The sequence below is a fragment of the Trinickia sp. EG282A genome, assembly GCF_040965455.1.
GTDB lineage: Bacteria > Pseudomonadota > Gammaproteobacteria > Burkholderiales > Burkholderiaceae > Trinickia > Trinickia symbiotica.
Genome location: NZ_JBFRCC010000002.1, coordinates 989,411 through 1,001,464 on the forward strand (window position 1 = coordinate 989,411; position 12,054 = coordinate 1,001,464).

Sequence of the window (12,054 nt, forward strand, 5' to 3'; positions counted from 1 at the left end):
GGAGGCCGTAACGATGCGACATCTTCATTTACCGCTCACGCACGGAGGGGCGCACGAAGCCGCTCTGCCGACCCCCGAGCGGCGCGCCGGAGCGACGCGCTGGCTCGCCACCCCCTCGGTCGCCCTCCTTGTTCTCTGGATGACGATACCGCTCGCGATGACGATCTGGTATTCGTTCTCGCGCTACAACCTGCTCAATCCCGACGAAAAAGGCTTCGCGGGCTGGAACAACTACCTCTACCTGGTCACCGATCCGTCGTTCGCGCCGTCGATCATCCATACCCTCGAACTGATCGGATGGGTGCTCGTGATCACGGTCGTCGGCGGCGTGCTCATGGCCGTTCTCTTCGATCGCAAGTTCGTCGGGCAGGGTATCGCGCGGCTCCTCGCCATCGCACCATTCTTCGTCATGCCGACCGTCAGCGCGCTGATCTGGAAGAACATGATGCTGCATCCGGTCTACGGGATCGTTGCGGCCGCGATGCGTGGGCTCGGGTTGCGACCGATCGACTGGTTCGCCACCTATCCGCTCTCGTCTATTGTCGTCATCGTCGCCTGGCAATGGTTGCCGTTCGCCTTCCTCATTCTGTTCACGGCGATCCAGTCGCTCGACGAGGAGCAAAAGGAAGCCGCGCGCATCGACGGCGCGGGACCGTTGTCGATGTTCTTCTATATCACGCTGCCGCACCTGAGGCGCGCGATCGCCGTCGTCGTCATGATGGAGACGATTTTCCTGCTGTCGATCTTCGCCGAGATCTATACGACGACCTCGGGCGGGCCCGGCAACGCGACGACGATCCTCTCGTACCTGATCTACGCGCTGGGCCTGCAGCAGTTCGATGTCGGGCTCGCATCGGCGGGCGGCATTCTCGCGGTGGTGCTCGCGAACATCGTGGCGTTCTTCCTCGTGCGCATGCTCGCGAAGAACTTGAAAGGGGAGTACGAAAAATGAGCAATCCGACCGTACCTGTCGCGCGCCCCCCCGTGCACATCACGGTGCCGGCACTCGGCGCCGTCAAGCGCGTGCTGCCCGGCGCGCTCGCGTGGCTGATCTCGATCGCGCTCTTCTTCCCGATCTTCTGGATGACGATCACCGCGTTCAAGACCGAGCGCGATGCCTACTCGCTGTCGCTCGTCTTCTCGCCGACCTTCGACAGCTTCCGCGAGGTCTTCGCGCGCAGCGACTACTTCGCGTTCGCGCGCAATTCGATTCTGATCTCCGTCGGCGTGACCGTCTTGTGCCTTGCGCTCGCCGTGCCGGCCGCCTATACGATGGCCTTCTTTCCGACGCGCCGCACGCAAAAGCTGCTGCTCTGGATGCTGTCGACGAAGATGATGCCGTCGGTCGGCGTGCTCGTGCCGATCTATGTGCTCTGGAAGGACGTGGGGTTGCTCGATACCGTCTCCGGCCTCGTCATCGTCTACACGCTGATGAATCTGCCGATCGCGGTCTGGATGGCCTTCACGTACTTCAACGAAATTCCGCGCGACATTCTCGAAGCGGGGCGCATCGACGGTGCGGCGACCTGGCAGGAGATCGTTTATCTGCTGATGCCGATGGCATTGCCGGGGCTCGCATCGACGGCGTTGCTGCTCGTGATTCTTTCGTGGAACGAAGCGTTCTGGAGCATCAACCTGTCGAGCTCGGCCGCCGCGCCGCTCACCGTGTTCATCGCGTCGTACTCGAGCCCCGAAGGGCTCTTCTGGGCGAAGCTGTCGGCCGCCTCGCTGCTCGCCGTCGCGCCGATCCTGCTCGTCGGCTGGCTGTCGCAAAAGCAGCTCGTGCGCGGGCTCACGTTCGGGGCCGTCAAATGACGAGAGAAGCGAGCGACGAAGCATCGCGCGAGGCGCGTCTGCTCATATGCGATTGTGACGGCGTCCTCATCGATAGCGAGACTGTCGCGGCGAGCATGCTCGTGCGCGAGTTGAGCGCGCGGTGGCCCGATAGCGATATCGAGCCCGTGGTGCTGCCGCTCCTGGGCTTGCGCATCGAGCGCGTGCTCGAGGAAAGCGCGGTTGCGCTCGGCAAGACGCTCACCGCCGCCGATATCGATGCGATACGCGGCTCGGTCGAGGCGGCGGCGCGCCAAGCGCCCGTCGTCGACGGAGTCGAGGCGGCGCTCTCGCAGATCGCGCTGACGAAGGCTTGCGCGAGCAACAGCTATACCGGCTATGTCGAGGCCGTCCTCGCGCGTACCGGGCTCGGGCGTTTCTTCGGCACACGGCTTTTTTGCGCGGATCGCGTTGCTCGGCCGAAGCCCGCGCCGGATGTCTACGTCGCCGCGGCGGATACGCTCGGAGTCGCGCGCGAGGCGTGCCTCGTCGTGGAGGACAGCGTGGCCGGCGTGGCGGCCGCGAACGCGGCGGGCATGCCCGTACTAGGCTTCGTCGGCGGCGGACACGCCACCCGGGCGCAGATGGAAGCGCTCATCACCGCCGGTGCGAAACATGTGTTCGACGATATGCGTGAGTTGCCGGCGCTCGTCGATCGATGGATCGAGGCGCGGCTCGAAAGCGCGCGCCTGGCAACGAACATCAAAGGAGACGAATCATGGCAAGCGTGACTTTGCGCGGCGTTGCTAAGCGCTACGACGAGCATGAGGTGCTCAGGAATGTCAACCTCGATATCGCCGACGGTGAGTTCGTCGTTTTCGTCGGCCCGAGCGGCTGCGGGAAATCGACGCTTTTGCGCATGATCGCGGGGCTCGAAGAGATCAGCGCCGGCGATCTCACGATCGACAATGCGCGGATGAACGAGGTGCCGCCCGCAAAGCGCGGCATCGCGATGGTGTTCCAGTCGTACGCGCTCTATCCGCACATGTCGCTCTACGACAACATGGCATTCGGGCTCAAGCTCGCCGGCACGAAAAAGCCCGAGATCGACGAGGCCGTCCGCAACGCGGCCAAGATCCTCCACATCGATCATCTACTCGATCGCAAGCCGAAGCAGCTTTCGGGCGGCCAGCGCCAGCGCGTCGCGATCGGACGCGCGATCACGCGCAAGCCGAAGGTGTTTCTCTTCGACGAGCCGCTGTCGAACCTCGATGCCGCGCTGCGCGTGAAAATGCGGCTCGAGTTCGCGCGGCTGCATGACGAGCTCAAGACGACGATGATCTACGTCACGCACGATCAGGTCGAGGCGATGACGCTCGCGGACAAGATCGTCGTGATGTCGGCCGGCAACGTCGAACAAGTCGGCAGTCCTAATCGTCTTTATCATGCGCCGGCCAATCGCTTCGTGGCCGGGTTCATCGGCTCGCCGAAGATGAACTTTCTTTCGGGCGTCGTCGAAGAGACGAATGCCGACGGCGTGCTCGTTCGCTACGAGACCGGTGAGACGCAACGCGTGGCCGTCGAGCCGCGCGGCGTGCAAAGAGGTACGCGCGTAGCCGTCGGCATTCGACCTGAGCACCTCCATACGCGCGCGGCGGGGGCGGCCGAGTTTGGCGTGGCTTCGACGGTCACGGCGGTGGAATCGCTCGGCGATGCGGCTTATCTCTACGCTGATTCGCCTGTCGCGGCCGATGGCTTGATCGCGCGCATTCCACCGCTCGAGCGGCACGAGCGCGGCGAAGCGCTGAAGCTCGGCGCGGACCCGGAGCATTGCCATCTCTTCGACGAGGAAGGACATGCGTTCGAGCGGAAGATCGTCGAAGTGCTCTCGGCGGCGTAGGCTTGTTTGAACGATTGCGCCGGGTGCGCGATGAAGCGCTGACGCGAGAAGCCGAAGCTTCATGCGCGCAACCGGATTTTGCTCGTTACTTCAAATCACGCGCGACGCGAAATCCATTCGCCGTGTAGCGAACGCCGCTGTCGTACTTGAAGCGCGTGGCCGTGAGCATATACGAGGCGCCGTCGCGCCACGAGCCGCCGCGAATCACGTGGGACTGGCAATTGGGTTCGTCCCACGAGCGGCCGTCGGCCGGTGCGTTCTTGTACGAGATGTGCCAGCAGTCGCTGACCCATTCCCAAACACCACCTCCCATGTCGTAGAGACCGAACGGATTGGCGGCGAACGAGCCCACATCGGCCGGAGCCTCGTCGTGCCACGGCTGCCCGCAGTCCTTGCAGTTCACCTTGCCCGCGCGCATTTCATCGCCCCACCAGTAGCGTGTCGTCGTGCCGCCGCGCGCCGCGTATTCCCATTCGGCCTCGGTCGGCAGGCGGTAGTGCTTGCCCGTCGTTTTGCTCAGCCACGCCACGTATTGCTGTGCATCGTCCCAACTGACATCGTGCACGGGCGCATTGGGTGACGTACTGTTGTCGCTCGCGAGCGGTGCGCATGCACGCGCGCTGACACACGCATTCCATTGCGCGACTGTCACGACGTATTTCGCGAGCGCGAACGCGTGGTCGATCGTCACGCGATGAGGCGGCCGCTCGGAAGGATCATCCGCATTCGTGCCCATGACGAAGCTGCCGGGCGCGATCGAGACGAGCGCCGGGCAGGCGGCGCAATCTTTGATCTCATGCGCGCCCGCCGCGGCCGAAGGGCCGGGCGCCGGGGGTGCCATGGCCGCGGCGGGCGGCGCGCTCGAAGCCGCTGCCGCAGGCGGTGCCTTCGCAGCGGGCGTCGGTGTCTGAGCCGGTCGCGTATTCGGCGCGGAAGTTGAAGGCGCAGGTGCCGTCGGCGACTTTCCCGCCGACATTGGCGGCGTCGCCGACGCGGCGGCGCGCAAGCGAGCGAGGCGCGCTTGCGCGAGCGGCGCGAAACGACCATTCGGATACGCCTTCAGGTAGGCCTCGTAGTCGCCGGCGTAGTTGCTGTCCTTGATCGACTCCCAGAACGTGATCTCGTACTGCTCGCTGCTGTCTTTCGGCAGCACACCGGCGTGCACGAGGCCAGGCCCCGTGCAGACCGTCGACGCGAGGAGCGCAATGCACAGCAGTCTTGGCAGCATTGAAACCCCCGTTCGGGCATCGATATCGATAGCAGCAGTTTGCGCGCAAGGAAGAACGCGCAGTCTGTGCGCCAGCGCGCAGTGGCGCCCCATGCGCATGGGCCAGCATACGGTTCTAGCCTGTCGCGGCCCATCGAGCATCGGCATGCGCCGCTCGAATCAGAAAGATCGCGCCGGGCGAGCCGGACCGCTATGCGGGAAATCGCGAAGAGGAGGGGGGCGGCCATGCAACGGAGAACGATGCTCATCGCATGCGTGGTCGCCGGCGTCGCGCCGCGCGTTGCCTTCGCCGGCCCCACGCCCTCGCCGCCCGGCGCGCAGGTCTACATCATCTGGCCGTACGACGGCGCCCGCATCAAGGGCGCGTTCTGGCTCCGCATGGGGCTGACCAACATGGGCGTGTGTCCGAAGGGCGTCGACCGGCCTGCCACGGGTCATCATCATGTGCTGATCGACACCGACTTGCCCCCCATGGACCAGGCTATTCCGTCGGACAGAAACCATCTCCATTTCGGCGCGGGCGAAACGGAGGCGCGCATCGAGCTGCCGCCGGGCAAGCATACGCTGCAGTTGCTCATGGGCGACTACAACCACGTCCCTCACAATCCGCCGGTCTACTCGAAAAAGATCACGATAACTGTCGAGTGACTGTGCGCCCCCCGCCCTCGCCCCAAGCAGGGAAGGCTTGATGAAACGTCGGAGCTCACGTCATGAACCATCGCTTCGGTTTCTCCGCAATCGCCGCGCGATTCCTGTCTTTCGTCGTAGCGACGCTCGCAATGACGTTGATGGCGATTTTGATCCCGGCAGTTCCAGCCTTTGCGGGCGGTACGCCGGCCGATCCGCGCGCGCTCGTCTATATCGGCTGGCCCAACGATGGCCAAGTGCTGCCCGCCGGCAAGCCGTTCAAGGTCTGGTTCGGACTGCGCTACATGGGCGTCGCGCCGGCCGGCGTGAGCTTCCCGAATACAGGCCACCACCATCTGCTCATCGATACCGACCTGCCGCCGATGGACCAAAGGATTCCGTCCGACCGGAACCATCTGCATTTCGGCGCGGGCCAGACTGAAACGATGATCGAGTTGCCACCGGGCAAGCACACGCTGCAACTGCTGCTCGGCGATGAGAATCATGTCCCGCACAATCCTGCCGTCTTCTCGAAGAAGATCACGATCTACGTGAAATGAGGCGGGCGCTTAAACGTGTCCGCAATCGGCGGCATTGTTCCGACGGCGAGCGCGTCCGCATCTCGATTCCGCATCAGCATCCGCATGTCGGTTCTCGACCGACACCTCGTCCTGTGACTGTCGGCGTAGCGCCATCACTCTTGATGCGCAGTGTTCCTCGGCGCGCGTACGCGCAAAGCTACTGTCAGCGCTGAGCCCCTTATCTGGCAAGCACTTGCGGGCTGCTGCGCATCGTCACGGGCACGCATGGCACATCCTGTGCAGTAGAAGGCTCGAGCCCGCAACACATTGCAGCTCAATTCGAAACCCCGCCTTATCTTTACTTGCCTTCAGGAGAACTGCCATGAAATCGCTCATGATCGAAGACCTCGGTGCCGCCAAAGAACTCGACGCCCGCGCCATGTCCGCCGTACGCGGCGGTACGCTCGGCTACTTGCCTCTGCCGTACTACTCGCCCGTTCACGTCACCGATACGACGAACTTCAGCGCGCAACAGCTGATCAGCCAGTCGAACAGCATCGTCAACAACACGGGCAACGATGTCGCGTTCTCTTCGGGCATCCACTCGACGGTCAACCCGTCGCAGAGCGCGAAGAACACGATCAACTTCTGATCGCATTCACGCGCTCGAGCCGCGAGCCGTCCGTCAGGCGGCACATCGCCTGACCTGACGGCGGCCCGGCCCGAAAGAGCCAGCCCATATCGGCCGCATCGCCCACCGCCCGCCGTTCCCTCACCGCTCGCCGACATTCCGAAAGGAGCCCGTCGTGAACACGTCGATCTGTTCCGTTGGCACCGTCCTCAGCCGCGTCGTTGCACGTTCGTTCTTTTCTCGCGTCGTGACAGCAGGAATCTGCGCGGCGGCGTTCTCGGGCTGCATGGATCTGAAGATCCCGGCCTACCAGCGCCCGGATACGCCCGCGAAGACGAATTGGGCGCACGTGGATCATCGCGTGTCGGCCGCGGATACCGTCGATCCGCAGTGGTGGAAGGCATTCGACGACCCCTATCTCGACACGCTCATCGACAAGGCGATCAGCGGGAACGTCGACATCAAGGTGCTTGCCGCCCGCATCGGCATAGCGGGCGCGCAAATCGGCGAGGCGCGTGCCGGCGCGCTGCCGAGCGCCGATCTCGGCGCGGGTGTCGACATCGAAAAGAACACGCACCAGCCGGTCACGAAGTCCTACAACCTCGGCGCACAGGTGAATTGGGACATCGACATCTGGGGCAAGGTCGCGAAAGGCGTCTCGGCGCAAAAAGCGGAATTCCATGCGACCGAGGCGGACTGGCGCGCAGGGTATCTGACGCTCGTCGCGGGGGTCTCGAGCACCTACTTTCAGATTCTTCAATTCGACGATCAGATCGACGAGGAGCAAAAGACGCTAGACAAGAATCGGCAGATTCTGACGATCTATCGCTCGATGTACGCGAACGGCGTCGTGCCGCAAACCGAAGTGCTGCGGCAGGAGGCGGAAATAAACGGGCTCGCGAACGAGCTCATCGAACTGCACCGCTCGCGCGATCTCGCCGAGAATGCGCTGGCCACGCTCGTCGGCGTGCCTGCGGGCGAGTTCAAGGTTCCCGTCGGTCACTTGCGCGAGCGGATCAAGCTGCCCGAGGTGCCGATGGGGCTGCCGGCCCAACTGCTCGCGCGCCGGCCCGACGTCGTCGCCGCGCAATTTCGCGTGCTCGAATCGTACGACGAGATCGGCGCCGCCAAGCTCGCGCAATTGCCGAGCATCAGCTTGACGGGCCGCGGCGGCACGGCGGCGTTCGCGCTGACCGACTTGATGAAAGCGTTCACGTTCAGCTTCTTGCCGAGCATCGATCTGCCGATGTTCGATCCGAGCGTGAAGGCCCATATCAAAACGACGGAGGCGCAAAGCGAGCTCGCGCGGCAGCAGTATCGTCAGACCGTGTTCGCGGCGTTCGAGGAGGTCGAGAACGCGCTCGTCGATCTCACCGCGCACAAGCAGCAGCGCGTCGAGCTCGAAGCGCAGAACGCGCGGTTGCAGGTCGTGGCCGCGCAGGTCGAGGCGCAACTGAAAGAAGGCATCGTGTCGCAACTCGAGGTGCTCGAGTCGGAGCGCTCGCTTGCCGCGGCCGAGCTCGCGCTCGTCGCCAATCATCAGCAGATCCTCGCTGACACGGTGACGCTCTACAAGGCGATCGGCGGCGGCTGGCCCGAGGTGGTCGTCGCCGACGAGAAAGGCGCAGACACGCGCTCGCCCAGTGCTCATGAATTGGCCGCCAATCACTGATCGGGACCGATGCCATGCACACGATCGAAGAGGCGACGAGCGGTGACGCGCTTGAGGCACGGCGCGCACCGATTGACTGCCGCACCGCGTCGCCTACACTTTGGACACACTCGCTTCATCGCATGCACCCGTGGGGGCCGTGCCGCGCTTCGGTCTTCCGGGCTTCGCGCCGCCAACGAGGTGGCCGATAAATGCTGAGTGTCGGAACGAGCCCCCGGTCCAATGCGTCGCGACGGTCGCTCGTGGCGGAACCTACAGCAGCAGGCGCCGTGGGCGGCGACCCGGCGTTTTCCCGCAGGTGTCGAACGATGGCTTCCGACGATGCTCCGATTGCCGAAACGAAGCGACCCGCGCGCTCGCCAAGCTCGCTTGGGGACGAACCGTCGCATAGCGCCGAGACGCACGCCGCGCCCACGCGATGCTACGACGTCGTGCTCGAGCCGCTCTCGCATCGCGAGCTCGGCGAGATTCGCATCACGCGTGAGCTCTTTGCGGTAGGGCGTGCCGAACCGCCGTTCGCGTCGGCGCGAGCCGAGGTCGTCGCCGAGCTGTCGCGCCGTCACGCGAAGATCTTTTTCGAGCGCGGCGATGCTTATGTCGCCGACTTGAGCAGCAAAAACGGCACGACGGTCGGCGGCGTCGAGGTCCGCGAGAGACCGCGTCAGCTTCGCGACGGCGATACGCTATCGTTCGCGGGGGTCTTCACCTATCGCGTGGCATTCGTCCCGCACGACGCGCGCGCCGATGCCGGATGCCAGCGCTCCCTGCTTCTCACCCTGACGCCCGAGCGCGGCGATCTCGGGCTCGAACCGATCGTCGTGACCACCTTTCCGTTTCTGATCAGCAAGAGCGACGAGACGTTCTCGCGCTATCGCAGCACCTATGCGCACCAGGTCAACTACCTGTCGCGCCGGCATGCGCATTTCTTCGTCGCCGACGGAAAAGTCTTCATCGAAGACCTCGGCAGCACCAACGGGACGTTCGTCGACGGCAAGCGCCTCGACGAAGGCGCGCGGCCGCTCGAAGACGGTGCGCGGCTCGCATTCGGCGGCAATCATTTCGTCTACCGCGTCGGCGTGAAGAGCGGCACGCCGGCGGACCCGACGGTGACGCAGGTCGATGCGGCGGCGCATGAGGAAGCACCAAACGCTAAGGCGCCAGACGCGGCGATCGATGCGCGCATCGGGGCCGCCGTCGCCGATGCCGATCGCACGACGTTCATCGCGGCGCCGCACTCGTTCCTCGACATCTTTTGCGTCGATCCCGCGCGCGCCGAGGACGACGAAATCAATCCCGACGCCGTCGCGCCGGCTGTCGATTCGAAGCGCGCGGTTTCGCATTGGCGCTGGAGCGCGAGACTTTCCACGGTTCTCGGCGAATTGAGCGCCGCATTGGGCGGTGGCGCCGATGTCGACATTCGGAAGATCGGCCGCTGGGCCGGCGCCGCCTTGGCGCTGCTGGCGGCGCTGGCCGTATTCTCGTATTGGCGCGGCGCGCCGCAGCGCGACATGAAGACGCTGCTTGCGGCAGCGCGGTACGAAACCGCGTCGCGCTTCGCGGACCAGTATCTCGCGCAGCATCCCGACGACGCCGCGTTCCAGTCCGAAGGTGCGGAAGCCCTCGTCAAATCGAAGGTGCCCGATTGGATCGGCGCCGAGAAGGCGCATGCGTTCGATCGCGCGCACTCGATCGCCGCACAAATGAGGCAGCTTGCGCGCCACAACGCGCAGGCGGCCGCGCTCGTCGACGAAATCGAATGGATCGGCGATCTCGAGGCCTTCTGGGCGAGCCGCGGTGGGGCTCAGGCGCCGGTCGCGATTTACCGCGACGAGCCGGTCATCGAGGGATTGGTCGCGCGTTGGAACCGCGACACGAACGCGCATCAGCACGCACTCGATCAAATTGCGTCGTACGTCCCCGCATTCGGCGAGTTTTATGCCGATGCGCTCAGTCATCTGCGCGCGCTCGAGAGCGACAATTCGGTCTACGTGGCAGCACTGGAGCGTCTTCAGGCGGCCATCTCCAAAGCGCTGGACGACGGCCGCGACGACCAGCTCGACGCCTTGTCGAACATGCTTGCCGATTATGGCGATCGCTATCCGCGGCTCGCAGGCCTCGATCGTGTACGCGACGATTTGCAACGCTATCGGCAGATCGAGCGCGACGTTCGCGCTGGCCGCGTGGACGAGGCAGCCGCGGCGCTGAAGGTGGCTCGCTTTGCGACACCGCCCTTTCAGGCGCGCGTACCGGCGCTTGCGAAGCAGGTCGGCGAGACGCGAAGGAGCACGCCATGACGTCCGGCGCCCATCAATCGCGAGGCATGAAGCCGCTCGCCGAAGCGCTGACGGACCACGAGGCGGAAGGCATCGCGATCCTCAGCGAGCAACCGAAGCGGCTCATCGAGGCGGCCATCGCAATCGTGGCTGCGCTCGTATTCAGCGCCTTTCTCTGGTCTTTCTTCGGGCACGCGGACGTCATCGTGACGGCCGGCGGCACGCTCGCGCCGGAGTCGGAGGTGCGGCGCATCTATGCACCGGTCGACGGTGAGCTGGCCGATATTTATATCGCCGAAGGTCAGCCCGTGAAGAAGGACGACGTGATCGGACGCATCAACGCGCGCGGCGCGATTGAGGCCGCGACGAACGCGCTCGATGCACGTCTGAAGCTCGAGGATGCGGAGCGCGAATGGCAACAGTTCCCGCAGAAGAAGGCGCTGATGGAGCGCAAGGCCGAAGCGCTGAAGGCGCAGATCGAAGTCGAAGAGCATCTGCACGAGAACCGCATCGCCGAAGGCACGAGCAAGCTTGTGCAGGCGCAAAAGGCGCAGCTCGACGAGGCGCGCAGCAATGTCGACAGCGCGCAGCACGCGCGCGATCTCGCTCGCGACGAGGCCGAGAAGTTCGCGCGCCTCTTGGCGCTGCCCGGAGGCGGGGGCGTTTCACAGACACAGGTCGCCGAAAAGAAGAGCGCGTACCTGCAGGCGGAAAACAACGTGCGAATCGCCGAGGCGCGCCTCGCGCAGCTCCAAGCGCAACTGTCTCATGACTTCGCGCAGGCGAAGGCGCAGCTCGAAGGCAGTGCCGAGACACTGACGAACCTGCGCATCGAATACGATGCGACGTTGCGCGAGATCGCCAACACGGAAGACAAGCTGCGCCTTCAAGTGCAAACGGCCCGGCTCGCCGCCGACGCGGCCGCGCGCATACGCTTCGAGAACATCGACAAGGACAACTTCCTGCTCGTGCTCGCGCCCGTTTCGGGCGTCGTCACGGATGTCACGACGACGCAGCCCGGCGACAAGATTCAGGCGAATACACCGCTCGGCGGCATCGCGCCCGCGAATGCACGAGCCGTCGTGCGCATCGAGATCGCGGAGGACGACCGCGCGTTCCTGCGTGAGGGGCTGCCCGTCAAGCTCAAGTTCAATGCGTTTCCTTATCAGCGCTACGGCGTAATCGACGGCACGCTCGAATACATCGCGCCGGCCGCGAAGCCGTCGGCGCATACGAAGCAACCCGTCTACGAAGGCCGTGTCACGCTCGCGCGCGACTACTACTCAGTGGGTGATGCGCGGTATCCGCTGCGCTACGGCATGACCGCGTCGGCCGAGATCGTCGTGCGCGAGCGGCGGCTGATCGACTTCGCGCTCGATCCGATGAGACGCGTGGCCGGCTGAGTATAACGGCCGAAACGAGGAGGATG

At 64.7% G+C, this 12,054-nt stretch carries 11 protein-coding genes; 10 read left to right on the forward strand and 1 reads right to left on the reverse strand.

From position 1 onward, the window contains the following. The first annotated feature begins 13 nt into the window (after positions 1–13). Genes AB4Y31_RS12460 through AB4Y31_RS12475 form a run of 4 tightly spaced genes read left to right on the forward strand, consistent with a single transcriptional unit; the run spans position 14 to position 3,673 of the window. Complete coding sequence (locus tag AB4Y31_RS12460; protein ID WP_368674171.1) at positions 14–952, forward strand: carbohydrate ABC transporter permease; 939 nt, start codon at positions 14–16, stop codon at positions 950–952. Continuing rightward, the gene (locus AB4Y31_RS12465) at positions 949–1,815 is read left to right on the forward strand and encodes a carbohydrate ABC transporter permease (protein ID WP_018440828.1); all 867 of its coding nucleotides are present in this window, start codon (positions 949–951) and stop codon (positions 1,813–1,815) included. Before AB4Y31_RS12460 ends, AB4Y31_RS12465 begins: the two co-directional genes overlap by 4 nt. Next, positions 1,812–2,564 (forward strand): HAD family phosphatase, encoded by a 753-nt coding sequence (locus AB4Y31_RS12470; RefSeq protein ID WP_018440827.1) that lies wholly within the window; start codon positions 1,812–1,814, stop codon positions 2,562–2,564. Before AB4Y31_RS12465 ends, AB4Y31_RS12470 begins: the two co-directional genes overlap by 4 nt. After that, positions 2,552–3,673, forward strand: a complete 1,122-nt coding sequence (locus tag AB4Y31_RS12475; RefSeq protein ID WP_368674172.1) for an ABC transporter ATP-binding protein — start codon at positions 2,552–2,554, stop codon at positions 3,671–3,673. The genes AB4Y31_RS12470 and AB4Y31_RS12475 overlap by 13 nt, the downstream gene beginning before the upstream one ends. Positions 3,674–3,758: 85 nt before the next feature. Here AB4Y31_RS12475 and AB4Y31_RS12480 read toward each other — a convergent pair whose 3' ends face one another. Further along, positions 3,759–4,901, reverse strand: a complete 1,143-nt coding sequence (locus AB4Y31_RS12480) for a formylglycine-generating enzyme family protein (protein WP_368674173.1) — start codon at positions 4,899–4,901, stop codon at positions 3,759–3,761. Positions 4,902–5,141: 240 nt separating this feature from the next. Here AB4Y31_RS12480 and AB4Y31_RS12485 point away from each other — a divergent pair, with 240 nt between their 5' ends. The 6 genes from AB4Y31_RS12485 (at position 5,142) to AB4Y31_RS12510 (ending at position 12,028) form a co-directional block, all read left to right on the forward strand. Next, positions 5,142–5,549 carry a DUF4399 domain-containing protein gene (locus AB4Y31_RS12485; RefSeq protein WP_368674501.1) on the forward strand — a complete coding sequence of 136 codons (408 nt, stop codon included), beginning with the start codon at positions 5,142–5,144 and terminating at the stop codon, positions 5,547–5,549. Between the two features lie 62 nt (positions 5,550–5,611). Beyond that, entirely contained in the window at positions 5,612–6,088 is a 477-nt protein-coding gene (locus tag AB4Y31_RS12490; RefSeq protein WP_368674174.1) for a DUF4399 domain-containing protein, read from the forward strand. A 343-nt stretch (positions 6,089–6,431) separates the two neighbouring features. Continuing rightward, positions 6,432–6,701: a hypothetical protein gene (locus AB4Y31_RS12495; protein ID WP_018440822.1), complete on the forward strand. Its 270-nt coding sequence runs from the start codon at positions 6,432–6,434 to the stop codon at positions 6,699–6,701. 154 nt (positions 6,702–6,855) lie between these two features. Further along, positions 6,856–8,352, forward strand: coding sequence for an efflux transporter outer membrane subunit (locus AB4Y31_RS12500; RefSeq protein ID WP_368674175.1), 1,497 nt, complete (start codon positions 6,856–6,858; stop codon positions 8,350–8,352). Between the two features lie 308 nt (positions 8,353–8,660). Next, entirely contained in the window at positions 8,661–10,646 is a 1,986-nt protein-coding gene (locus AB4Y31_RS12505) for an FHA domain-containing protein (protein ID WP_368674176.1), read from the forward strand. Continuing rightward, the gene (locus tag AB4Y31_RS12510) at positions 10,643–12,028 is read left to right on the forward strand and encodes an HlyD family efflux transporter periplasmic adaptor subunit (RefSeq protein ID WP_368674177.1); all 1,386 of its coding nucleotides are present in this window, start codon (positions 10,643–10,645) and stop codon (positions 12,026–12,028) included. The genes AB4Y31_RS12505 and AB4Y31_RS12510 overlap by 4 nt, the downstream gene beginning before the upstream one ends. The last annotated feature ends 26 nt before the right edge of the window (positions 12,029–12,054 follow it).

What these genes read in the sequence shown, in the direction of transcription:
- AB4Y31_RS12460 (WP_368674171.1), top strand. Translation starts at nt 14, where the DNA reads ATGCGACATCTTCATTTACCGCTCACGCACGGAGGGGCGCACGAAGCC.
- AB4Y31_RS12465 (WP_018440828.1), top strand. Translation starts at nt 949, where the DNA reads ATGAGCAATCCGACCGTACCTGTCGCGCGCCCCCCCGTGCACATCACG.
- AB4Y31_RS12470 (WP_018440827.1), top strand. Translation starts at nt 1,812, where the DNA reads ATGACGAGAGAAGCGAGCGACGAAGCATCGCGCGAGGCGCGTCTGCTC.
- AB4Y31_RS12475 (WP_368674172.1), top strand. Translation starts at nt 2,552, where the DNA reads ATGGCAAGCGTGACTTTGCGCGGCGTTGCTAAGCGCTACGACGAGCAT.
- AB4Y31_RS12480 (WP_368674173.1), bottom strand. Translation starts at nt 4,901, where the DNA reads ATGCTGCCAAGACTGCTGTGCATTGCGCTCCTCGCGTCGACGGTCTGC.
- AB4Y31_RS12485 (WP_368674501.1), top strand. Translation starts at nt 5,142, where the DNA reads ATGCTCATCGCATGCGTGGTCGCCGGCGTCGCGCCGCGCGTTGCCTTC.
- AB4Y31_RS12490 (WP_368674174.1), top strand. Translation starts at nt 5,612, where the DNA reads ATGAACCATCGCTTCGGTTTCTCCGCAATCGCCGCGCGATTCCTGTCT.
- AB4Y31_RS12495 (WP_018440822.1), top strand. Translation starts at nt 6,432, where the DNA reads ATGAAATCGCTCATGATCGAAGACCTCGGTGCCGCCAAAGAACTCGAC.
- AB4Y31_RS12505 (WP_368674176.1), top strand. Translation starts at nt 8,661, where the DNA reads ATGGCTTCCGACGATGCTCCGATTGCCGAAACGAAGCGACCCGCGCGC.
- AB4Y31_RS12510 (WP_368674177.1), top strand. Translation starts at nt 10,643, where the DNA reads ATGACGTCCGGCGCCCATCAATCGCGAGGCATGAAGCCGCTCGCCGAA.